Annotated in this window: 18 protein-coding genes; all 18 read right to left on the bottom strand. The window is 67.8% G+C overall.

Going from position 1 to position 23504, the window contains the following annotated elements:
* Nucleotides 1-6: 6 nt before the first annotated feature.
* The 18 genes from tssH to AC1DFC_RS25225 all read right to left on the bottom strand — a co-directional run bounded on the left by tssH (nucleotide 7) and on the right by AC1DFC_RS25225 (nucleotide 23479).
* Nucleotides 7-2754, bottom strand: a complete 2748-nt coding sequence (tssH, locus tag AC1DFC_RS25140) for a type VI secretion system ATPase TssH (protein ID WP_007831836.1) — start codon at nucleotides 2752-2754, stop codon at nucleotides 7-9.
* Nucleotides 2751-3923 carry a type VI secretion system baseplate subunit TssG gene (tssG, locus tag AC1DFC_RS25145; RefSeq protein WP_007831838.1) on the bottom strand — a complete coding sequence of 391 codons (1173 nt, stop codon included), beginning with the start codon at nucleotides 3921-3923 and terminating at the stop codon, nucleotides 2751-2753. The genes tssH and tssG overlap by 4 nt, the downstream gene beginning before the upstream one ends.
* Nucleotides 3920-5791 carry a type VI secretion system baseplate subunit TssF gene (gene tssF / locus AC1DFC_RS25150; protein WP_007831843.1) on the bottom strand — a complete coding sequence of 624 codons (1872 nt, stop codon included), beginning with the start codon at nucleotides 5789-5791 and terminating at the stop codon, nucleotides 3920-3922. Before tssF ends, tssG begins: the two co-directional genes overlap by 4 nt.
* Entirely contained in the window at nucleotides 5791-6318 is a 528-nt protein-coding gene (tssE, locus tag AC1DFC_RS25155; protein ID WP_042673168.1) for a type VI secretion system baseplate subunit TssE, read from the bottom strand. Before tssE ends, tssF begins: the two co-directional genes overlap by 1 nt.
* 8 nt (nucleotides 6319-6326) lie before the next feature.
* On the bottom strand, nucleotides 6327-7190 hold the full coding sequence (locus tag AC1DFC_RS25160) for a type VI secretion system accessory protein TagJ (protein WP_007831851.1): 864 nt from the start codon (nucleotides 7188-7190) through the stop codon (nucleotides 6327-6329).
* A 126-nt stretch (nucleotides 7191-7316) separates the two neighbouring features.
* Nucleotides 7317-7799 (bottom strand): Hcp family type VI secretion system effector, encoded by a 483-nt coding sequence (locus tag AC1DFC_RS25165; protein WP_007831853.1) that lies wholly within the window; start codon nucleotides 7797-7799, stop codon nucleotides 7317-7319.
* A 47-nt stretch (nucleotides 7800-7846) separates the two neighbouring features.
* Nucleotides 7847-9355 carry a type VI secretion system contractile sheath large subunit gene (gene tssC, locus AC1DFC_RS25170; protein ID WP_478180208.1) on the bottom strand — a complete coding sequence of 503 codons (1509 nt, stop codon included), beginning with the start codon at nucleotides 9353-9355 and terminating at the stop codon, nucleotides 7847-7849.
* Nucleotides 9356-9379: 24 nt separating this feature from the next.
* Entirely contained in the window at nucleotides 9380-9949 is a 570-nt protein-coding gene (gene tssB, locus AC1DFC_RS25175) for a type VI secretion system contractile sheath small subunit (protein WP_007831857.1), read from the bottom strand.
* An 84-nt stretch (nucleotides 9950-10033) separates the two neighbouring features.
* Nucleotides 10034-11131, bottom strand: coding sequence for a type VI secretion system protein TssA (gene tssA / locus AC1DFC_RS25180; RefSeq protein ID WP_413336088.1), 1098 nt, complete (start codon nucleotides 11129-11131; stop codon nucleotides 10034-10036).
* 140 nt (nucleotides 11132-11271) lie between these two features.
* Complete coding sequence (locus AC1DFC_RS25185) at nucleotides 11272-12465, bottom strand: fumarylacetoacetate hydrolase family protein (RefSeq protein ID WP_478180209.1); 1194 nt, start codon at nucleotides 12463-12465, stop codon at nucleotides 11272-11274.
* An 87-nt stretch (nucleotides 12466-12552) separates the two neighbouring features.
* Nucleotides 12553-16287, bottom strand: coding sequence for a molybdopterin cofactor-binding domain-containing protein (locus tag AC1DFC_RS25190; RefSeq protein ID WP_478180210.1), 3735 nt, complete (start codon nucleotides 16285-16287; stop codon nucleotides 12553-12555).
* Nucleotides 16288-16333: 46 nt separating this feature from the next.
* Nucleotides 16334-16834 (bottom strand): (2Fe-2S)-binding protein, encoded by a 501-nt coding sequence (locus AC1DFC_RS25195; RefSeq protein WP_007831865.1) that lies wholly within the window; start codon nucleotides 16832-16834, stop codon nucleotides 16334-16336.
* On the bottom strand, nucleotides 16812-17972 hold the full coding sequence (locus tag AC1DFC_RS25200; protein ID WP_413314897.1) for an ABC transporter substrate-binding protein: 1161 nt from the start codon (nucleotides 17970-17972) through the stop codon (nucleotides 16812-16814). The genes AC1DFC_RS25195 and AC1DFC_RS25200 overlap by 23 nt, the downstream gene beginning before the upstream one ends.
* A 45-nt stretch (nucleotides 17973-18017) precedes the next feature.
* Nucleotides 18018-18743 (bottom strand): bifunctional nicotinamidase/pyrazinamidase, encoded by a 726-nt coding sequence (pncA, locus tag AC1DFC_RS25205; protein WP_413314896.1) that lies wholly within the window; start codon nucleotides 18741-18743, stop codon nucleotides 18018-18020.
* 37 nt (nucleotides 18744-18780) lie between these two features.
* Nucleotides 18781-19515: an ABC transporter ATP-binding protein gene (locus AC1DFC_RS25210; RefSeq protein ID WP_007831876.1), complete on the bottom strand. Its 735-nt coding sequence runs from the start codon at nucleotides 19513-19515 to the stop codon at nucleotides 18781-18783.
* Nucleotides 19512-20318, bottom strand: a complete 807-nt coding sequence (locus AC1DFC_RS25215) for an ABC transporter ATP-binding protein (RefSeq protein WP_007831877.1) — start codon at nucleotides 20316-20318, stop codon at nucleotides 19512-19514. The genes AC1DFC_RS25210 and AC1DFC_RS25215 overlap by 4 nt, the downstream gene beginning before the upstream one ends.
* Nucleotides 20315-22246 (bottom strand): ABC transporter permease, encoded by a 1932-nt coding sequence (locus AC1DFC_RS25220; RefSeq protein WP_413336094.1) that lies wholly within the window; start codon nucleotides 22244-22246, stop codon nucleotides 20315-20317. Before AC1DFC_RS25220 ends, AC1DFC_RS25215 begins: the two co-directional genes overlap by 4 nt.
* 27 nt (nucleotides 22247-22273) lie before the next feature.
* Nucleotides 22274-23479, bottom strand: a complete 1206-nt coding sequence (locus AC1DFC_RS25225) for an ABC transporter substrate-binding protein (protein WP_007831879.1) — start codon at nucleotides 23477-23479, stop codon at nucleotides 22274-22276.
* Between the last annotated feature and the right edge of the window lie 25 nt (nucleotides 23480-23504).

The following is a 23504-nucleotide window of genomic DNA, read 5'->3' on the forward strand; positions in this document are numbered from 1 at the left end:
CCCTTTCTACGCTTGGTGCTCAGAAAATTCGTAGTGGAAATCGTCGCCCGCCGCGCTCAACTGCACGCCGGCGAGCTTGCGCGCACTGACCGTGGCGCCGATGACTTCCTCGCTCAATCGCGGAAGGATCGTGTGCGTGAGGATCGCGTCGATCATCCGTCCACCCGACTCTATGGCCGTACAGCGGCGCACCACGAGTTCGACGGCGCTGTCGTCGTAAGCCAATGCAATGCCGTGGTTCGCCTGCAGGCGCGCCGCGATGCGATCGAGCTGGAGGCGGATGATGCGATGCAATGCCTCGGCGTGCAACGGGTAATAAGGCACTACAACGAGACGGCCGAGCAGCGCCGGCGCGAACACCTTGAGCAGCGGCTCGCGCAGCGCGGTGGCCAGCGGCTCGGGGTCGGGGCGCAGGGTCGGGTCTTCGCACAGCTGCATGACCAGGTCGGTGCCGACGTTGGAGGTCATGATGATCACGGTGTTGCGGAAGTCGATGTGGCGGCCTTCGCCGTCTTCCATCCAGCCCTTGTCGAACACCTGGAAGAAGATCTCGTGCACGTCGGTGTGGGCCTTCTCGATCTCGTCGAGCAGCACCACGCTGTAAGGCCGGCGGCGCACGGCCTCGGTGAGCACGCCGCCTTCGCCATAGCCCACGTAGCCGGGCGGGGCGCCCTTGAGCGTGGAGACGGTGTGCGACTCCTGGAACTCGCTCATGTTGATGGTGACGAGGTTCTGCTCGCCGCCGTACAGCGCCTCCGACAGCGCCAGCGCGGTCTCGGTCTTGCCCACGCCCGAGGGGCCGCACAGCAGGAACACGCCGACCGGCTTGTTGGGGTTGTCGAGCCGTGCGCGCGCGGTGCGGATGCGGCGCGAGATGGTCTCCAGCGCGTCGGGCTGCGCGACCACGCGGGCCGAGAGGATCTCGCCGAGCCTGAGCACCGACTGCGCGTCGTCGCGCACCATGCGGCCGATGGGGATGCCGGTCCAGTCGGCCACCACGGTGGCGATGGCCTGCGCATCGACGGCCGCGAGGATCAGCGGCGATTCGCCCTGCAGCTGCACGAGCTTGTCCTGTGCTTCGTTGAGTTCGGCGCGAATCTCCTGGGTCGTGCGCTGGGGTTCGGCGGGTGGCGCGTCGGGGTCCGCATCGACGTTCGCAGCTTCCACTTCCTGCGCGTCCGATGCCTCGGCCCGCGCCTGCGGCACCGCGGCCGGCGAGAGCTGCTTGCGCAAGGCCACGATGCGCTCGACCAGCGCGCTTTCTTCCACGCGCCGTTTCTCCAGCACCTCGAGTTCGGCCTGCGCCTGCGCGACCTGCGCCGCGATGTCTTCCACGCGGTGGTGCTCGCCCACGCCGATGGCGGCCTCGCGCCCCGCGATGCCCGACTCGATGCCCAGCACCTCGATGCGGCGCTGCAGGTCTTCGATGGCGGCGGGCAGCGCATGCTGGCTCAGCGCCACGCGCGCGCAGGCCGTGTCGAGCAGGCTCACGGCCTTGTCGGGCAATTGCCGCGCGGGAATGTAGCGGTGCGACAGGCTCACGGCCGCCTCGAGCGCGGCGTCGAGGATGAGCACCCCGTGGTGCTTCTCCAGTTCGGCCGAGATGCCGCGCAGCATGATCACCGCCTTGGGCTCGGTGGGCTCGTGCACCTGGATGGTCTGGAAACGCCGCGTGAGCGCCGGATCTTTCTCGATGTACTTCTTGTACTCCGACCAGGTGGTCGCGCCGATGGTGCGCAGCCGGCCGCGCGCGAGCGCCGGCTTGAGCAGGTTGGCCGCGTCGCCGGTGCCGGCCGTGCCACCGGCGCCGACCAGTGTGTGCACCTCGTCGACGAACAGCACGATGGGCTTGGGGCTCTTCTCGACCTCGTCGATCACCTGGCGCAGCCGCTGCTCGAACTCGCCCTTCACGCCCGCGCCGGCCTGCAGCAGCGTGGGGTCCAGCACCCACAGCGACACGTCCTTGAGCGAAGGCGGCACATCGCCCGCGGCGAGGCGCGAGGCCAGGCCTTCGACCACGGCCGTCTTGCCGACGCCGGCCTCGCCGGTGAGCAACGGATTGTTCTGCCGGCGGCGCATCAGGATGTCGATGATCTGGCGGATCTCGTCGTCGCGGCCGTAGACCGGATCGAGCTCACCCGCGCGTGCCTTGGCGGTGAGGTCGCTCGCATACTTGGCGAGTGCAGAGCCGCCTGCCGCGGGGCCATCGCCCTGGTGGTGCGCCACCGCGGGTGCGCCGCCTGCCGCGCCTGCGCTCGGTGCGGCGTCGAAGTCGTCTTCGGGCGACCCCTCGGTCCACGCAGCGAGCTGCGCCACCAGCACGTCGGGCACGATCTTGTCGAACTCGCGCGAGATGCCCGAAAGCACCTGCCGCAGCCCCGGCGTCTTGATGATGCCCGCGAGCAGGTACGCACCCCGGATGGAGGTGGCCTCGAAGCGCAGGCTCGCATAGACCCATGCGCGCTCGACGGCGTTGTCGACGTGTTCGGAGATGTCGCTGATCGACGTGGCGCCATGCGGCAGCCGGTCGAGCGCGCGCACCAGGTCTTGTTCGATCGCATCGAGGTTCAGCCCCGCGCGCTTGACGATGCGCAACATGTCGCTGTCCTGCAGCTGCAGGATCTGGTGCAGCCAGTGCACGAGTTCGACGTAGGCGTTGCCGCGCAGCTTGGCGAAGGCGGTGGCGGTCTCCAATGCCTTGTAGAGCATCGGGTTGAGCTTGGAGAAAAGAGAGACGCGGCGGATGTCGGTCATAAACCCATGGAAGAAGGAGCGGAACGGGAAAACAATGCTTCGGGCTGGAACACCATGTCGCCCGCGTCGGTGTCCGACATGCGCGTGCCGAGCCAGCTGCCCCAGCCGAGACGCTGGCTGCTGTTGAGCCGCATGCCGTGCGCGTCCTGCTTCTTCAGGACGAGCCGCAGATCCCACGCGAACTCGATGCCGACGTACTGTCGCACCCAGTCGACCACCTGCTGCAGCCGCTTGCTGCCCGGCAGGAACTCGCGGAACTCTTCCTGCGAGAGCGGCCCGAGTTCGAGGCGGAACTTGGCTTGAGCATCGCGCACGGCCAGGCCGATGGTGGCGCCGCCGCCGAGCCGCTGGTTGCGGCCGGAAAGGCCGATCCGGCTGACCTGGTGCTCGTCGAGCATCACCCAGTCGCTCACGAATTCCTCGACGTGCACGGGCACGTCGAAGTAGAGCTTGAGGATCTGGATCAGGCCCTCGGGGTTGCGCGTCTGGCGCACGAGGTGCCCCGCCATGAAGGTGCGCGCATGGTCGGCGATGCGGTCGCGCTCCTTCAGGCCGGGCTGCCCCATGTTCATGAGGCTGGACACATAGTCGACGAAGCGATGGCCGTCGGGACGGTCCAGGCTGTTGACCGACTGCGCGTCGGCCCAGGCCCGGTAGAACAGCAGGATCAGCCGGTGATGGAACAGGTCGGCGAACGCGCTGAGGGTGTCGTCGGCGTGATGCCGCTTGCGCTCGCGCGCGTACTCGGTCAGGTGCAGCGGCAGCGGGCCGTTGGGACCGAACAGGCCGAAGCCGTAGATCGAAATGCGCGGAGGTCCATCGCTGTCGACATCGACGCCCGACACGTTCGACGGCGCGAACGCCATCGAGGGCTCCTGCCCGAGGCGCAGCGGCTCGTCGAGCGGACGCGGTGCCCGGCCCAGCAGCGGATGGTCGCCCTGCGCGTCGAGGCGGCGCAGCAGCATGAACAGGTCGTGCTCGAAGGGCTGCTCCAACAGCCTGGCCCAGAGCACCGGATCGACCTCGGGCACGCCGCGCCGTGGCGCCGTGCCGGGCACGGGCGGCGCGACGTCGTGTTGTCGAATCTCGTCCGTATCGAGCACCACCTCGCCTTCACTGGCGGCCGGCGCGTCCTGCTGCATTCCTTCAGTGAAGCCGGTTTCGCTCATACGGCAGGCCGACGTCCCACGCGCGGCGTCCAGCGCGCGATCTCGCCGCGCTGCAGGCTGGACAGCGCGAACTCGGTGAAGGCATTGAGCGACACGTGCCGGCTGAAGAACTGCTCCAGCACGGCGCCGAAGAGATAAGGGCTCGCGCCGGAGAAGGCGACCTCGTCGATCTTGAGTGCCACCTCCACGCCGCGCCCGAACACGATCGGGCCCGGCTCCGGCAGGCGGCGGAACACCGGCGCCAGCGCCATCGAGCGCACGCCCTGGATCTGGCGGCGCACAGAGGGGTCGGCGAGGTTGCCGTACAGGTCGAGCATCTCGCGCAGCGCGGCTGCGCCCTGCGCCGCATCCACGTCGGTGAGGCTCAGGTAGTTGAGCCCCAGGTGGCTGATGAGGCGCCAGGTCAGCGCGCCCTCGGCCAATGCGGGGTACGGGCGCGAGGGCCCGCGCAGGATGCGGATGGCGCGCACCGGCGCCGACACACGCAGCGTGAAGTCCGATTCGAGTCCGGTCGGCAGCAGCAGCGGGAGGTCGCGGTTGGTGCACAGCGCGTCGAGCGTGATGTGGCGCAGGCTGTGCGGAAAGGGCGCGTCGTGCTGGTCGACGAGCGACACGTAGACCTCGCTGCCGGTGTAGCTGGTGCGCGTGCCCTGCGCGCGTGCGCGGTCGGACACCAGGCGCGGTTCGCGGCGCAGCGAGAAGTAGGCGCCGAAGTCGCCGTCGTCGGCCGCGAACGAGCCGAGGAAGGGGCGGAACTCGCGCTCTTCGGAGCCGTTGGCCATGTGGCCGGTGACACGTTCGACGGTGAATATCTCGAAGTCGCGCGGGCGCGTGCGGTCGATCACCGCATGGTGCTCATGCTGGCCCGGCCCCACCGGAATGCGGTCGCTGCGACGCGGCACGAGGTTGATGATGGGCGTGCAGAACAGCGAGAAGTGCTTGGCGTCGACCAACCGTTCGAGGTCGGCGTCGGCGCGATCGAGCAGGATCACGATCTCCATCGTGGTGCCGCCCATGGCCGCGGCCGCCGCGCGCAGCTTGTTCACGCTGAAGAACAGGTAGCGGTCGGGAAACGCGAAGTACTCGTGCAGCAGCCGGTAGCCCTGGAACGAGCGCGCGTCGTAGGGCAGCAGCGCCTGGTCGGGGTCGAAGCCCTCGTGCCTGACGGCCTCGTCGCCGAGCGGCACGATGCGCGCGGTGCTGCCCGGCCCGCTGCGGCAAACCACGCCAACGCTGTGGTGCGCCACGAGTTCGAGCACGCGCAGCGCATGCAGCTCCGCGCCCGAGAGAAAGAATTCGAGCCGATCCAGCGGCATGTCGGCAAAGCGTGCGCCGCCCACGGCTTCGAGCTTGATGGTGATCGCGCTCTTCGCCTGCCGCGCGACCATCGGCATGGCATGCGCGATCTCCGCCGGCACGGGGCCGATGCCGGCCTCGGCGATCTTGATGGGCCACAGCGTGACGGCATGGCCGGTGCGGAACTCGCAGGCCGTCTGTTCGCCCTTGATCATGCGTCCGCGCAGGATGGTGTGGCGCGGCAGCTCGTAGCCGGCCTTCAGCGAACCTTCGTTGAGGTTGCCGTCGATCTGCACCACGGCCATCGCGGGCAGCGGCGCAAGGAAGTTGGGGTACACCACTTCGAGCAGCCGCTGCGAGAAGCGCGGAAATTCCGCGTCCATCTTGAGCTGGATGCGCGCCGTGAGGAAGCTGAAGCCTTCGAGCAGGCGCTCCACGTACGGGTCGCTGACCTCGATGCCGCGCATGCCGAGACGGCCCGCGATCTTCGGGTAGCGCTGCGCGAACTCGGCCCCGAGCTCGTGCATGTAGGTGAGTTCGCGGTTGTAGTAGTCAAGCAGCCTGGCATCCATCAGAGGCCTCCGGTGGGCCGCAGCACCATGTGCCCGCTTTCAAGGTCGAGCTCCGAACGCAGGATGAACTCGATCGGGTACGGCACCGACCACAGCGTGCCGCGAATCTCCAGCGCGAGCAGGTTGTGGTGTTCGAGGTCGGTGGCATCGGTCACGCAGCGCACGTCGATGCTGTCCTTCATGATGCGCGGCTCGAAGTCGATGATGGCCGATCGAATGGCCGCTTCGACGTCGGCGAAGTCGACCTCCGACATGCGCCCGCCAGCCCAGCCGCGCACGCCGAAGTTCAGCACCGAGCGGCGCGCGCGGGGCATGGTGTTGATGTTGTGGTCCGCGCCGAAGTTGGTGGTGTTGAGCAGCCACTGCAGGTCGCGCAGCACCGAGTCGCGCAGCAGCCTGCCGCTCATGAGGAAGGCGCCCGCGCGCTCCTGCCGGGTCTGCGGCGTCTTGTCGGTGAGGCGGTCGAGCAGCACCGGCTGCAGGCGGTCGCGTGCAACGCTTTCCTGCTGGTCGCCGTCGGTGTCCATCATGGCGCTCATGCGTCGGTGGCCTCCCGTGCGAACTCGATGAGCCGCAGGTCGAGCAGCGAATGGTCGCCGGCTTCGCTGATCAGCGTGCGCTGCCCCAGCCCCGCGTACTGATCTTCGCCGGCCAGCGGCAGCCAGTCGGTGCGGCGGCCCAGCGTGGTCTCGTCGTCGAGCCCTTCGAGCGAGCCCGGGTAGCGCACCGGCACCAGGCCGTTGATCGCGCGGCCGTCGTGCAGCTCGAGCTCGGCGGGGGCCCACAGCAGGTCGACCAGGTGCTGCGGGCGCGAGAACTTGATGCGGCGCACCTCGGGCAGGGGCAGCCATGCATAGCCCGAAGGCGTGAGCAACTCCAGCACCGGGCCGATGCGCACGTCGCCGTCGCACAGCCAGGCGAAGTCGCTGCGCTCCACCGGTTCGCCGTCGAACGCTTGGGTAGCGCGCGAATCGGAACGGTCGACGCTGGTGAGCGCGCCGTGCAATGCGGGTGCGGCCTGCCGCGCGGTTTCGCGCAGAGCAGCGGCTTCATCGGCGCGGTCGGCCGGCAATGCGGCGGCGGCGATCAGCTGTTCGACCCAGTCCGCATTGCCGCAGACGATGGCCGGTGCGCGCCCGCCGGACCAGAAGTCGCTGCGGTGGCGCTCACCCGCGAGCGCCATCGAACACGTGACGCTGGCAGGCGTGAAAGTGGGATCGAGCTTGGTGGCGAGCTTGAGCTGGTCTTCGGCCCGTTGCCAGTCGCCGCGCAGGGCGAGAAAGTGGCACAGGGCAAGACGCAGGCTGGCATTCTGGGGACTGGCGCGGATCTGCCGCTGTACCCATTCGGTGTGCTCGGCCACGGAGCGTTCGCCCAGCACTGCAAACCCATCGCCCATGAAGCTTCCTCGCTGACTGACTGGCACACGGCGCGAAAGGCCAGTGTGTAAAAGACGGCCGCGAAGGCCGTCGGGAAAACGTCGCGGCCGGCCCGCCGGGCCGGCCGCACATCGGGAAAAGGGAAATCAGGATTCCCTGTTTTCCTTGATGTTCCAGCCCAGGACCGTCTCGGCGCCCTTGCCGCCCTTGTCGGTCTGTTCCCAGTACTGCTGCTTCACCTTCGCGGCCTGGAAGGCGTACTGCACGAACACGGCGTCGGAGCCTTGCTCTGCCGTGTACTGCACCGAGGTGACCAGCACTTCCTCGAGCGTGACGCGTGTGTATTCGATCTGCGAGCCCCCCGCCTTGCACACCGAAACCTCGACCTTGCTCAGGTGCTTGCCGCTGGCGCAGTTCTTCAGGACGGACGGTGCCGCCTTGTCGATGCGCGCGAGCACCTGCAGGTCATTGAAGCTGGCCTTGCCAACGCCACCGCCACCGCCGCTGACCATGTTTCCAGGCTGCGTCGCTCCCCAGGCAAACGACTTGATGTCCGTCCACTCCTTGTGGTTCGAGTCCTTCGATTCGCCGTTTGCGCCTTCGACGCGCATGAACATGTCTACTGCCATGATTAACCCCCAAAGTTATATGTGCCCGATTACGGGACACCGTTGAATTAGCTGCTGTCCTTCTTGTTGGATGGCAGCTTCGAAACCAGCCGCAACGACACCGTCAGCCCTTCGAGCTGATAGTGCGGCCGGAGAAAAAACTTGGCGGCGTAGTAGCCCGGGTTGTCCTCGATGGCTTCCACCTGGACTTCTGCCGCCGCCAGCGGCTTCATTGCCTTCGTGTCCTGCGACGAGGTGCCGGGGCTGCCGTCGACGTAGTTCATGATCCAGTCGTTGAGCCAGCGCTCCATGTCCTCGCGCTCGCGGAACGAACCGATCTTGTCGCGCACGATGCACTTCAGGTAGTGCGCGAAGCGGCAGCAGGCGAACAGGTAGGGCAGGCGCGCCGCGAGGTTCGCGTTGGCCGTGGCATCGGCGTCGTAGTACTCGGCCGGCAGCTGCAGCGACTGCGCGCCGATGAAGGCTGCGAAGTCGGAGTTCTTGCGGTGCACCAGCGGCATGAAGCCGTTCTTGGCGAGCTCGGCCTCGCGCCGGTCGCTGATGGCGATCTCGGTCGGGCACTTCATGTCCACGCCGCCGTCATCGGTCGGGAAGGTGTGGGTGGGCAGGTTCTCCACCGCGCCACCCGACTCCACGCCGCGAATGGACGTGCACCAGCCGTACTGCTTGAACGAGCGGTTGATGTTCACGCCCATCGCATACGCCGAGTTGGCCCAGGTGTAGCGGTTATGCGCGGCCGAGTCGGTCTCTTCCTCGAACTCGAACTCGTCGACCGGGTTGGTGCGCGCGCCGTACGGCAGGCGCGCCAGGAAGCGCGGCATGGCCAGGCCGATGTAGCGCGCGTCTTCCGAGTCGCGCAGCGAGCGCCATGCGGCGTGCTCGGTGTTCTGGAAGATCTTGGTCAGGTCGCGCGGGTTCGACAGCTCCTGCCACGAGTCCATCTGCATCACCGTGGGCGAGGCGCCCGCGATGAACGGGCAATGCGCGGCGGCCGCGATCTTGGCCATTTCGCTGAGCATCTCGACGTCGGGCGGGCTGTGGTCGAAGTGGAAGTCGCCGATCAGCGCGCCGAAGGGCTCGCCGCCGAACTGGCCGTACTCGGCCTCGTAGATCTTCTTGAACAGCGGGCTCTGGTCCCAGCCGATACCCTTGTGGCGCTTGAGCGAGCGCGCCACTTCGCGCTTGGACGCGCACATCACGCGGATCTTGAGCTGCTCGTCGGTCTCGGTGTTGTTCACGAGGTAGTGCAGCCCGCGCCATGCGCCTTCGAGCTGCTGGAACTCCTCGTGGTGCAGGATCTGGTTGATCTGCTCGGAGAGCTTGCGATCGATTTCGGTGATGATGGCCTGCACCGTGCGGTAGGCATCGTTGGAGACGGTGACGGTGCTTTCCAGCGCCTGCACGGCCAGCGTCTTGACGGCGTTCTCCACCGCCTCGCGGGCCTGGTCGGTCTTGGGCTTGAACTCACGCTGCAGCAGGTCGGCGAACTCGTTCGGCTCGAGCGCTTCGACGGTGGCGGGTGCGCGCGTGGCGCTCTGATTGGATGCGGTGCTCATGATGGCGGTCCTTGCTGCTCGCGCTTACTCTGAAGATGTGCCGGGGGCGCCGGCCTTTTCGTTCGCGGCTTCGACCGCCTTCGCCACGGCCGGGTTCGGCGCCGATGCCAGCGACTTGAGGAGCCCGGGGTTCTGCAGCGCCTGCGCGATCAGCTGCTCCGCGCCGTTCTTGCCGTCCATGTACGAGAGCAGGTTCGACAGCTCGGTGCGCGCTTCGAGCAGCTGCTGCAGCGCACCGACCTGGCGGGCGATGCGCGCGGGCGAGAAGTCGTCCATGCTGTCGAAGGTGATGTCGACGTTCATCTGGCCATCGCCGGTGAGCGTGTTGGGCACCTGGAAGGCAACGCGCGGCTTGATGGACTTCATGCGTTCGTCGAAGTTGTCGATGTCCACCGCCATGAACTCGCGCTCGCCGAGGTCGGGCATCGGGTCGATCTGCTTGCCCGCGAGATCGGCGATGACGCCCATCACGAAGGGCAGCTGGATCTTGCGTTCGCTGCCGTAGATCTCGACGTCGTATTCGATCTGCACACGCGGCGCGCGGTTGCGCGCGATGAACTTCTGACCACTGTTTCTGACACGGTTGTCTGCCATAAGCTTCCTCTTGAATCTGTAATGCGTGTGGGTGCGATCCCGGTGGCCTGCCGGCCGGCGGAGCTCCCGATGGCTTTCGCCTTGCTATTCCGTGCTGCCCCCAGCGTTCAGCGGACGTCCTGCAAGGCTCTCTATCTTTTGCAATCCCTCGGGCACGAGCTCTTCGATGATCTGGAAGAAGTTCAGGTCCATCAGCCGCTGCGCTCTTCGTATCAGCATGGGCGCCGGATGACTGGGCTCCATGCGCTCCAGGTACTGGCAGGCCTTCTCCAACACCACCTGCACATCATCACGAGTCGATATTTCAATATCTTTAACCAGCACCGTGCGCGGGCCGGTGCCGCCATTGGCGGTGGCCGCGGCGGCCCCGTTCGCCATCGGCACCGCAGCACCCGCCCCTTGCGCATCGGCGCCGTCGCGCGCTTCGCCGGCCACGGCTGCCGCGTCCTGCGCCTGTTCGGGCAACAGCTGGACCACGGTGCGCAGCGAGCGCTCGAGCCGCGAAAAGTCCGGCGCCCAGCTCTGGCCGAGCGCGCGCTCGCAGGTCTCGCGAATGCGCCGCAGCAGGTCGAGCGCCGCGCGCAACGCCACTACCGGAGGCGCCGCCTTCTCGTGCGCGCGCCGCGCCGCGTCCCGCAGCCGGCCAATGCCGCCCGGGTAATCGATCTGATGGTCGGTCTTGCTCGAATCAAGCAAGGCTTCGACCTGTCGCAGGCTCATCGATGCGCCGCCGTCCTCGAGCAGCCGGGCATCGCGCACGCTGCGCCCGAGTCCCTCGGCTTCGGCCAGCGCGGCCAGTGCATTCATGCGCGGCAGCGGATCTTCGAAGTCGCCATCGACGACGCGCGGATGCACGTCGTTCCAGAATTTCTGCAGCACGGCATCGACGAGTTGCAGCCCATCGACGTAGCCCGGCAATCCACGGTTTTCGGTCCAGGCCAGCGTGAGGGGCACCAGCACGCGCAGGTCGCGCGTGCGTGTGCACAGCTGCTTCGCGATGCGCTCCACGCGTGCCCAGTCGGGCGGCTCCGCGGGGATGATCGTCGAGCCGAATTGCTGCTCGCGCTTACCTGTTGTTGCTTGGTGCAACGCCATGAAATCGGGGTCGTATTCCAGGTCTTCCCCGCATGAAAGCGGGCCTTCCACAGGCAACTGCAATAGATCGATCTCGCTCGTCGACAACCTCTTCTCCCTTGTTCAACCGTTTCTCAACAGCAGCGATCTTGAGGGGAACAAGAGGCGCGGTCAACAGCAACAGACTGCAACGCGAACCATATGAATCACAAAGGAGTACAACTCCTTTTAAAATTCAAACAGAACGTCTACATGTTCACACTCAGCAGTCCGCGTTCACCCAAGTTGCGCATCAACGCGCTGATGCCAAAAGTCCACATCGGCGCCTGATCGGCGTGCACCACGCGATTGACGAGGGCGCCGAGTTCGGGCGCGGCAATGCGCACGCGGTCACCCACGACATGGGTGAATCCTTGCCCAGGCCCGTGACGGTCCTGTGTCGGCGCGAACATCGTGCCCAGAAACAACATGAAGCCATCAGGGTAGGCGTGGTGCTTGCCCACGGTCTGCGCCACGAGATCGAGCGGATCGCGGCTGATCTTCGACAGCGAACTCGAACCCTCGAGCGTGAAACCCTCGGGGCCGGTGACTTCCAGCACGACGGTGATGCGGCGCACGTCCTCGATGCCGAAGTGCGCATCGAACAAGCGGATGAAGGGGCCGATCGCACACGAGGCGTTGTTGTCCTTGGCCTTGCCGAGCAGCAGCGCGCTGCGGCCTTCGAAGTCACGCAGGTTGACGTCGTTGCCGAGCGCGGCGCCGAGTGTCTCGCCGCGGCTGTTGACGGCGAGCACGACCTCCGGCTCGGGGTTGTTCCACACTGAACCCGAATGGATGCCGACATCGGCACCCGTGCCCACGGCGGCGAGCACCGGGGCCTTGGTGAAGATCTCGGCGTCGGGGCCGATGCCGACTTCGAGGTACTGCGACCACACGCCTTGCGCGATCAGCACGTCCTTGACCTTCATGGCCTCGGGCGATCCCGGCACGATGTCGGCGAGGTTGTCGCCGAGCACGCCGCCGATGGCCGCGCGCGTGGCCTCGGCCTTCGAGGCGTCGCCGCGCGCCTGCTCCTCGATCACGCGTTCGAGCAGGCTCGCGACGAAGGTGACGCCGCTGGCCTTGATGGCCTGCAGGTCGCAGGGCGCGAGCAGCCAGGGCTTGCCGGCGTCGCGTGCGCTCTCGTCGCTGTTGGCGATGGCCTCGTCGAGCGAGGCGATGCGCGGTGCGCTGCGCAATGCACGGCGAACGGCTTCGGCGGGCGCCTCCTTGCCTTCGAGCAGGTCGCTCATGGTCGGCGCGAGCCTCGACAGGTCGTACAGGCCGCCTTCGTGCACGGCCACCAGCACGGGGCCCACGCCGGGTTGCCAGAGGCGGCCGACGAGGGTGGCGCGTTCGGCGTCGCGGGGCAGGCTGGAAGAAGTTGAAAGATCGAGCGGCATGGCGTGGTGTCTCCGTGAGGTTGTGTGCGCTACGTTGCATCGTAGCGGCGCAGCGGGGAGGCGACGCGGCCGGCCGCTCCTTTTGTGTCAGTGCCGCGCGGCTCGCACGCGCGCCACTTCGGCGGGCAGGTTGGCCCACGCGGGCTCCTGCGGTGCGAAGCGCGCGCGCATGTAGCCGGCGAGTTCGGCGATCTGCCGGTCGTCGAGCGCCTCGCGGAACGCAGGCATGAAGCCGATGTCGCGGCTTGCGGGCTCGCGCACGCCGTCGAGGATGGTGCGCAGCAGGTTGTCGGGCCGCGCGCTCGTGAGGCTGCTGTTGAGGGCCAGCGGCGTGTTCACGCCGAGCAGCGTGGGGCCGTCGCCGTCGTGGTGGCATGAGGCACAGGCGCTGTCGAACATGCGCTGCGCGGGGCCGAGAAGCTGGCCCTGGGTGCGCGCCGCGTTGTCGATGGCCTGTTGCGCAAGCGCTTGCGGCTCCGCCACCGGTGCGGGATTGAGCGAGCCGAGGTACACGGCCATCGCGTGCACATCATCGTCGGGCACCTGCGCGAGTTCGCGCACCACCTCGGCCATCGGCCCGCCCGCGATGCCGTGGCGCGGCGAATGACCGTTACGCAGGTAGCGGTACAGCGCGTCGGTGTCCCACGGCACGGCGGCCTTCGACAACTGCGTGAGTGCGGGCGCCTCCCAGCCGTCGACCATCGCGCCCGAGAGGAACGCGCTGCCGCCCTGCTCCGCGCCGAGCGCGTTGCGCGGCGTGTGGCATGCGCCGCAATGACCCAGGCCGTTGACGAGGTACGCGCCGCGGTTCCACTCGGCGCTTTGCGTGGCCACGGGCCGCACCGGCGTGGGGTCGTGGAAGAGCGCGTTCCAGCCGGCCATCAACGGGCGCATGCTGAACGGGAACCTGAGTTCGGACTTCGGCGTTTCCGCACGCACCGCAGGCATCGACATGAAGTACGCATAGAGCGCCTGCAGGTCGTCGTCGCTGGTCTTCGCAAACGCGGTGTAGGGGAACGCGGGGTACAGGTAGTGGCCGTCGCGCGAGACGCCTTCGCGCATCGCGCGCTGGAAGGCGCTGAAAGACCAGCGGCCGAGGCCCGTGTCCGCATCGGGCGTGAGGTTGGTGGTGTAGAGCGTGCCGAAGGGCGTCTCCATCGCGCGGCCGCCTGCGTTCGGTGTGCCGCCGGGCGCGGTGTGGCACACGGCGCAGTCGCCGGCGGCGGCGAGCACGCGGCCGCGGTCGATGGTGGACTGGCTGTAGACGGGTGCGGTGAGCGATACGGGCGCGATGGCGGAGCGCCAGCCGAGCTGGCCGGCGATGATGCCGAGGCCGCCGATGAAGAGTGCGGCACCAGTGGCCCACAGGCCCTTCCTCTTGGGCCAGATGGCTCCCGCATTGCTCCTTCCCCCTCTGGGGGAAGGTTGTGATGGGGGCACGGCAGCGTCACCATTCGTACGCCGCTCGCCCCCGCCCTCCCCCAAAGGGGGTGGGAGAAATTCCCGATTCAACTCCGCCAACACCGTCTCCGGCGTGAACGGCGGCGATCTGAACCGCACCCCCGTCGCATCGAAGATCGCATTCGCGATCGCCGCCGTCCCCGGCACCGACGACGATTCGCCCGCGCCCAGCGAAGGCTCGCCGGGCCGGGGCATGTGCATCACCTCGATCACCGGCACTTCGCGGAAATTGATGATCGGGTAGCTGCCCCACTCACGGCTCGCGACCACACCGGAAGGCAACACCCCAGGCAGTTGTGCGCCGCCAGACCCACCCTGCGGCGCGAACTGCACTTGCTCCTTCAGCGCCCGGCTCGTGGTCTGGATCACGTTGCCGTGCACTTGGTGTTCGACACCCGCTGGGTTGACCAGCAAGCCCGCGTCGTGCCCCACCACGACGCGGCGCACGTGCACCTCGCCGGTCTTGCGGTTGACCTCCACATCGGCCACCCACGCGGCCCACGCTGCGCCGAAGCCCGGCCACTTGCTGTGGATGTAGCGCGCATACGCGAAGCCCTGCCCGAAGAGGATGTCGCCGCCCTCCCCGAGCCCGCCGTCGGCGTTTTCCTGCGGTCCGGTGCGCATGCGCCAGCCGGCCTTCTGCGCGGTCGCCTGCACGAGCTCGAACGCGCGCGGATCGTCCAGGTGCAGCAGCCGGAATTGCACCGGATCGACACCCGCCGCCGTGGCGAGCTCGTCGATGTACGACTCGTGCGCGAACGAACTCGGCAGCGCCGACACGCCGCGCAGCCACGAGGCGCGCACGATCGGCGCCATGTCGTTGACCTTCACGCGCAGGTTGTCGTAGCTGTAAGGCGGGCGCGCAGTGCGGTCGCCCATCTCGTAGGCCTGCGCCACCGGCTCGATGGTGCGCGTGAGCAGCAGCGCGAGCGTAGGCGCGCCGTTGGACGGGTACGAGGTTTCGAAGTCGTAGGCGGCCACGCGGCCATCGGCCATCAGGCCGCCGTCGATCTCCATGAGCTGCGCGGCGCCCTTGGGCTCCCAGGCGTGCTCCTGCTCGCGCGTGAGCTGCACGCGCACCGGCGCGCCGACGGCGCGCGCGAGCAAGGCGGCATCGGCGGCCACGTCGTCGGCGCCGTTTCGGCCGTAGCAGCCTGCCGCTTCCATGCGGATGACGTCGACCTGCACGTCTTCCACGCCCATGAGCTTCGCCAGATCGGCGCGCAGCACATGCGGGTTCTGCGAGCCGGCCCAGCAGCGAAGGACGATGCCGCCGCCATCGGTCGGCTGCCACTCGGCCAGCGCGCACGAGGGCCCGATGGACGCGTGCATCTGGTACGGCCACACATACGTGCGGTGCATCGGCTGCGCGGCCGCGGCGATGGCGCCATCCACATCGCCTTCATCGACCAGCAGGCGCTGCGTCGAGGGGTTGTCGCGCAGCGCCCGTGCAAGGTCGCCGAGGTCGGGCATGCCGGGCCACGGTTTCCACGCGACGCGCAGTTCGCGCAGCGCCTGCTCGGCGTGCTCCTCGCGCTCGGCCACGATGCCGATGAAATCGCGGATGACGACCACCGCGCGGATGCCGGGAATGTGCGCGATGGACGATTCGTCCACCGACTCGAGCGTGTTGCCGATGAACTCGCCATGGTCCGCGCCCGCATACGGCGGGCGCACCACGCGGCCATGCAGCATGCCGGGCACGCGCATGTCGTGCACGAACACGAGGTCGCCCGCGAGCTTGGCCGGAATGTCGACGCGCGCCTGGCGCGTGCCGACGACGCGGTAGTCCGCCGGGTCCTTGGGCTGCGCCTGGGAATCGAGCCGCAGCACGGTGCGCTGGCCGGCCACGAGCTCGGCGTAGCCGACGTGGCGATCCGGCGCCTCGGTAACGCGCACCACGCCGTTGCGCACCTGCAGCGCATCGACGTCCATGCCGAGCCGCTCGGCCGCGCGTGCGACCAGCCACGCGCGCGCCTGCGCGGCGGCCAGGCGCAGCGGCTGCGCATGGATCTGGATCGACGCGCTCGCGATGGTCGCGCCCTGGTTGGGCGCGCGCGCGGTGTCGCCGAGCATCACGCGCACGCAGGGCATGCCGAGGTCGAGCTCCTCGGCCACGATCTGTCCGAGCGCGGTCTGGATGCCAGTGCCAAGGTCGACGTGACCGTTGAGCGCGCAGGCGCTGCCGTCGTCCCACACGGCGAGCAGGATCTCGTCGCCCTCGATGGGGTTGCCGGCGATGAAGGCTGGCTGGCCATTGGCGGTCGGCGGCGCGGGCGGGGTCTCGCGCACCACCAGCAGAACGCCGTCGGAAGCGAGGAATTCGGCGCGCGTGCGCGGCAGATCGGCGCGGCGTGTCATGGCTGTTGCCCCCTCTCCCACCGGGAGAGGGAAAAAGGCCACCGGCTCATGGAGCCACCTTCGCGCGCATGCGGAAAGCCGCGCGCTGCACCGCATCGAGTATTTCGATGTGCGTGCCGCAACGGCACAAATTGCCCGACAGCTCGCTGCGGATGCGCGCCTCGCTCGCATCCGGATCGCGCGCGAGCAAGGCGGCCGCCTGCATCACCATGCCGTTGAGGCAGTAGCCGCACTGCGCGGCCTGCGCATCTTCGAACGCGGCCTGCACCGGATGCCAATCGCCGCGCGCGCCCAGCCCTTCGAGCGTGGTGATCGCACGCCCCGCCACGCCGTGCGCGGGAATCACGCACGAGCGCGCCGCCACGCCGTCGACGTGCACCGTGCACGCGCCGCACTGCCCCAGTCCGCAGCCGTACTTGGGGCCGTTCAGCCCCAGGTCGTTGCGCAGCAGGTGCAGCAGCGTCGCCTCGCGCGGCACGCCCTCGATCGATTGCGCCCGGCCGTTGACCAGCAGGTGCAGCGGCTCAGCGCCGCAACTGTCCGTCACGGGTGTACATCTCCAGGTCCACGAAGGTCGAGCCGTTGTGGTTCTTCGCGCTGTACTCGATGGGAAAGTCGCCGAAGCGCGTGCTGCCGATGCTCTCCAGCCCGGCGATGAAGCTGTCGCGCGTGAGCGTCTTGCCCGCCCGGCGCAGGCCCTCGGCCATCACGCGCGCGACGATGTAGCCCTCCAGCGCGGTGTAGCTGTCGATCTTCTCGCCGAACTCGGCGCGGTCGCGCTGGTAGTCGGCCACGATGGGCACGCGCTGCGCCGTCGGCGGCGGCACGATGCTGGCCGTGACCAGCCCCGCGAGCTTGCCGTCGAGCCGCTTGGCCGAGCCGGCCGCGTCGGTGATGCCGACCGACAGCGTGTACAGCGGCGAGCCCACGCCGTTCGCGCGGTAGTCGCGCATGAACACCTCGACCATGCGGCCCGCCATGATCATCACGACCGCGCCGGGCTTGGCTTCGGCGAGGCTGGTGGCGACCTGCTTCGCGTCTTCCGCCGTGATCGCGAGCGGCAGCGTTTTCACGACCTGCACCTTGTAGTCGGCCGCCAGTTCCTCGCAGGTGGCGAGGTTCGACTTGCCGAAGGGGCTGTCCTGGTACACCACGGCGATCGACGAAATGCCGATGGTCGAGAGGTGGCTGATGATCTTGCGCAGCTCCAGGTCGTAGCCCGCGCGCACGTGGAACAGGTAGCGGTTGACCTTGGCGCGGAACGAGCTGGTGCCCACCAGCGGCGCGAACATCGGCACGCCGGCCTTCTCAGCGAGCGGCATCGCGGCCGCGAGGTTGCCGGTGGCCACGTAGCCGGTGAGCGCGAAGACCTTGTCCTCATCGATCAGCTTCGCGGTGTTGGCGGCCGTCTTCGCCGGGTCGTAGGCATCGTCGTAAGTGACGAGTTCGATCTTGCGGCCATTGACGCCGCCCGACTTGTTGACGCGGTCGAAGTACAGCTTGATGCCCGCGCGGTAGTCGATGCCGAAGTCTTTCGCCGGCCCGCTGAGCACGGCCGACTGGCCGATGCGGATGGTGGTGTCGGACACGCCGTTTTCAGCGCGTGCCGATCGAAGAAATCCGGGGCCGAGCGCCAGCATTGCGCCGCCCGCCACCATGGCGCGCCTTGATATCGAAAGCTTCATGCGTCTTTTTCTCAGGTTGTCGTCGTCGGGGAACGATTCGTTCGTTCAGGTGGCCTGTACATCGGCGGACTGGATGCGCTTGACGCCCTTGGCCGCCATCTGTTTCCAGGCCGCGGCGAGCGAGCCGTTGAGGTCGATGCCGCGCGTGGCGTCCTCGATTACATAGGCCTCGAAGCCGGCCTTGCGCGCGTCCATCGCGGTCCATGCCACGCAGAAGTCGGTGGCCAGCCCGGTGACGAACACGGTCTTGATGCCGCGCGCCTTCAGGTAGCCGGCCAGGCCGGTGGCCGTCTTATGGTCGGCCTCCTCGAAGGCCGAGTAGCTGTCCATGTCCTTGTGGAAGCCCTTGCGGATGACGAGTTGCGCGGTCGGCACCTTCAGGTCCTTGCCGAGCGCCGCGTCGTCCGTGCCCTGCACGCAATGGTCGGGCCACAGCACCTGCGTGCCGTAGCTGAGCTTGGTGGTCTCGAAGGGCTTCTTGCCGCTGTAGGTGCTTGCGAACGAGGCATGGCCCGCCGTGTGCCAGTCCTGCGTCACGACGATGTTCTCGAACGCCGGTGCGAGTGCGTTGATGACCGGAATCACCTCGTTGCCGCCCTTGACCGCGAGCGTGCCGCCGTCGAGAAAGCAGTTCTGCACGTCGACCACGATCAACGCAGCCTTGGCGCCCGGCTTGATCTTGCCGGCCGCGAAAGCGTTGAAGCCGAAACTGCCGAGGCCGCCGGCCATCCCGAGGGCGGCGGCGGATTTCACGAGGGTTCTGCGATGCATGGCGTGGACTCCGGTGGGTTGATGAAGAACGAAAGACTCAGACGCTCAGATAAGCACGGCGCACTTCGTCGTTGGCCGCGAGCTCGGCCATCGTCGCGTGATAGCGGATCTGCCCCTTCTCGAGCACATAGGCGCGGTCGGACACCAGCTCGGCGAAGTGCATGTTCTGCTCCGACAGCAGGATGCTCACGCCCTGCGCCTTCAATTCGAGAATCATGTTGGCCATCTGCTCGACGATCACCGGGGCCACGCCTTCGGACGGCTCGTCGAGCAGCACCAGGTAGGGGTTGCCCATGAGCGTGCGCGCGACCGTGAGCATCTGCTGCTCGCCGCCGCTCATGCGCCCACCCGGTCGGCTGGGCATCTCGCCGAGGTTGGGAAACAGCTTGAACAGCCGCTCGGGCGTCCACAGCGGCGCGTCGGTGCCGTCGGCCCAGCGGCGCGCGGGCTGCTTGCCGACCTCGAGGTTCTCCATCACCGTGAGGTCGGTGAATACGCGGCGGTCTTCGGGCACGAAGCCCAGGCCCAGTCGCGCGGCGTGGTGCGGCTCGCTCTTCGAGATGTCGTGGCCCAGGAAACGCACGGCGCCTCGGCGCTTGGCGAGCATGCCGATCAGCGCCTTGAGCGTGGTCGACTTGCCCGCGCCGTTGCGGCCCATGAGCGCAACCACTTCGCCGCGGCGCACGTCGAGGTCGACGTCATAGAGGATCTGCGCGGCGCCGTACCAGGCGCACAGGGCCTTGGCCTGCAGAAGAGGTTCGTGTGTGCTCATGCTGCGACTCCAAGGGCTGCGGCTTTCTCTGCAATCTTCTCGAATGTCTTGCCGCTGCCGAAGTACACCTCCTGCACCTTCGGGTGGTCTCGGATTTCGAGCGGTTTGCCCTGCGCGATGAGGCGCCCGCGCGCGAGCACGATCATGCGGTCGGCATAGGCGAACACCACGTCCATGCTGTGCTCGGTGAACAGCACGGCCATGCCGCGCTGGATGACGAGGTCCTTGGTCAGCGCCATGAGCGAGTTGCGCTCCTTGGGCGCCATGCCGGCGGTGGGCTCGTCCATCAGCAGCAGCTTGGGAGAGTTGGCCATCGCGATGGCGAGTTCGACGCGCTTCACGTCGCCATAGGCCAGCACGCTGCAGGGCCGGTCGGCCTGCGATTTCATGCCGACCTGGTCGAGCAGCGCCAGTGCTTCGTCGCGCTTGTGGTCGGCCGCGCGGCGCCACATCGAGAACAGCTTGCCGTCGTGCGACAGCAGCGCCATCTGCACGTTCTCGACCACGGTGAGCGAGGCAAAAGTCTCGGCAATCTGGAAGGTGCGGCCCACGCCGCGGCGCCAGATGTCGCGCGGCTTGCGGCCCACGAGCTCGTGGCCGTCGAACAGGATCGAACCCTGGTCGGCCTTCAGCTGACCGTTCACCATGTTGAAGGTGGTGGACTTGCCAGCGCCGTTCGGGCCGATCAGCGCGAGCAGTTCGCCGGCGTGCAGCTCGAAGCTGATGCCATCGACGGCCTTCACGCCGCCGAAGGACTTGCCGAGGTTCTCGACCTTGAGAAGGGGTGCACTGGAGGTGGTCATGCCTTGGCCTCCTTCACCTCGGCCGCTGTCGGTGAATCGGGCTTGGCCCGGCGCAGCACGCGGTCGGTCAGCTGCTTTGCGAAACCCGCGATGCCCTGCGGGAACAGCAGCACGAGGAGCAGGATGATGGCGCCCAGCGTCGCGCGCCAGTAGTCGGTGTTGCGCGCCACGGTGTCGTGCAGCCAGCTGAAGGTGACGGCGCCCACCACCGGCCCCGCCAGCGTCTGGATGCCGCCCAGCAGCACCATCACCAGCCCGTCGACCGACTTGTCGACGCTGAGGCTTTCGGGCGAGATGCTGCCCTTGGAGAAGGCATACAGCGAACCCGCGAGGCCAGCCGCTGCACCGGCGATGACGAAGGCCGTCCACTGCATGCGCTTGACGTCGATGCCGATGGCATCGGCGCGCAGCAGCGAGTCGCGGCCCGCGCGCAGCGCGTAGCCGAAGGGCGAGAACAGCACGCGGCGCAGCATCAGGATGCCTGCGGCCGCGAGCACCAGCGTGAGCCAGTAGTAGGTGCGCTTGTCCGACAGCCACTCCGAGGGCCACACGCCCGTGAGGCCGTTGCTGCCGCCGGTGAACGAGTCCCACTGGTAGACGATGGCCCAGGTGATCTGCGCGAAGGCCAGCGTGAGCATCGCGAGGTACACACCCGACAGCCGCACCGCGAACCAGCCGTAGACGAAAGCGCCGATGGCCGCGACCAGCGGCGCCACGACCAGCGCCGCTTCCATCGGCAGGCCGCTCGCGCGCACCAGCAGTGCGGCACCGTAGGCCCCGAGCCCGAAGTAGGCGGCATGCCCGAACGAGTGCATGCCGGCCGGGCCCATGATGAAGTGCAGGCTCGCGGCGAACAGCGCGGCGATCAGCAGGTCGATCAGCAGCACCGTGGTGTAGGGAGAGTCGGCCGTGAGCAGCGGCATCGCCATCAACACCACGCCCAGCGCGGCGACCAGCCACAGGTAGCCCTTGCTCGCGCGGCGCAGCGGCTCCTCGGCCATGCCCACGTAGCGGCTCGGCGCCTGCGGCCGGCCGAACAGGCCCCACGGGCGCCACACCAGCACCACGGCCATCACGACGAAGTCGACCACCAGCGTGAGCTTGGAGAACGACACGCTGTAGCCGAAGATTTCCACCACGCCGATCCAGATGCAGACCGCCTTGATCTCCGAGATCAGCAGCGCCGCCGCATAGGCGCCCGGAATGGAGCCCATGCCGCCCACCACCACGACCACGAAGGCCGCGCCGATGGTGTTGAGGTCCAGCGCGAGCGTGGCCGGCTCGCGCGGCAGCTGCAGCGCGCCGCCCAGGCCCGCGAGCATCGCGCCGAGCCCGAACACCGCGGTGAACAGCCAGGCCTGGTTCACGCCCAGCGCGCTGACCATCTCGCGATCCTGCGTGGCGGCGCGCACCAGCGTGCCCCAGCGGGTGCGCGTGAGCAGCAGCCACATGAGCCCGAGCACGACCGGGCCGACGACGATCAGGAACAGGTCATACGTGGGGAACTGCCGGCCCAGGATCTCGACCGAGCCCGACAGGCCCGGTGCGCGCGGACCGAGCAGTTCGTCGGGGCCCCAGACATAGAGCACCGCGTCCTTGATGACCAGCACGAGTGCGAAGGTCGCCAGCAGCTGGAACAGCTCGGGCGACTTGTAGATGCGGCGCAGCAGCACCATCTCGATCAGCGCACCGAGGATGCCGACCGCGACGGCGGACAGCACCACGGCCGGCCAGAAGGCCATGCCGCCGCCGAGCTTCTCGACCAGCGTGTAGGCGAGGTAGATGCCGACCATGAAGAAGGAGCCGTGCGCAAAGTTGACGATGCGCGTGACACCGAAGATCAGCGAAAGGCCGGCCCCCACAAGGAACAGCGACGAAGCCGACGACAGCCCGGTGAGGAACTGAAGCAGCAGGGACGAGAGGCTCATGGGTGCAAGCGTTCCGGGAAGAAAAGGTCAGTCGGCGGCGCGGGACTTCTTGACGTCGGCGGCGCTCGGCTGGAACTTGGCGCCGTCGAAATACGTGTAGTCGACCATCACGCCCTTGCCGTTCTCGTTCTTCGTCTTGCCGACGAAGGCGCCCATGGTGGACTGGTGGTCCTCGGCGCGGTAGCTGATCTTGCCGAACGGCGTGTCGACCTGCAGGCCCTTGAACGCGGCGACGAGCTTCGGCGTCTCGGTGCTCTTGGCCTTCTCGATGCCGGCCGCGACCGACTTGATCATGCTGTAGCCGACCACCGAACCCAGGCGCGGATAGTCCTTGTACTTGCCGTGGTAGGCGAGGAAGAAGGCCTTGTGCTCGGGCGTCTGGATGCCGTACCAGGGGTAGCCGGTCACGATCCAGCCGTTGGGCGTTTCGTCCTTGAGGGGGTCGAGGTATTCGGGCTCGCCGGTCAGCACGCTGACGACCGCGCGGTCCTTGAACAGGCCGCGCGTGTTGCCTTCGCGCACGAACTTCGACAGGTCGGCGCCGAACAGCACGTTGAAGATCGCGTCGGGCTTGGCATCGGCCAGCGCCTGCGCGACCGCGCCCGCATCGACCTTGCCGAGCGGCGGCGCCTGCTCGGCGACGAACTCGACGTCGGGCTGCGCGGCCTTCAGCAGCGTCTTGAACGCGGCCACGGCCGACTGGCCGTATTCGTAGTTGGGGTACACGACCGCCCAGCGCTTCTTCTTGAGCTTGACGGCCTCGGGCACGAGCATCGCGGCCTGCATGTAGGTGCCGGGGCGCAGGCGGTAGGTGTATTCGTTGCCGCCCTGCCAGGTCATCTTGTCGGTCAGCGGTTCGCCGGCCAGGAAGAAGATCTTCTTCTGCTTGGCGAAGTCGGCCACGGCCAGGCCGGTGTTCGACAGGAAGGTGCCGGTGAGCACGTCAATCTTCTCGCGCGCCACCAGCTCCTCGGCCACGCGCACGGCGTCGCCGGGGTTGGCGTTGTCGTCGCGCGTGATGAGTTCGACCTTGCGGCCGTTGACGCCGCCCTTGGCGTTGATTTCTTCGACGGCCAGTTCCATCCCCTTCTTGTAGGGCTCGAGGAAGGCGGGCTGGGCCTTGTAGCTGTTGACCTCGCCGATCTTGATCACGCCCTGCGCATGCGCGGGAACGAGAGCAGTGGTCAGCGCGGCGAGGGCCGCGGCGCTGAAGACGTGACGCAATGGGTTCATGAGGAAAACTCCTTGGGATCGAAAG

Source organism: Variovorax sp. 10L421 (assembly GCF_056395365.1).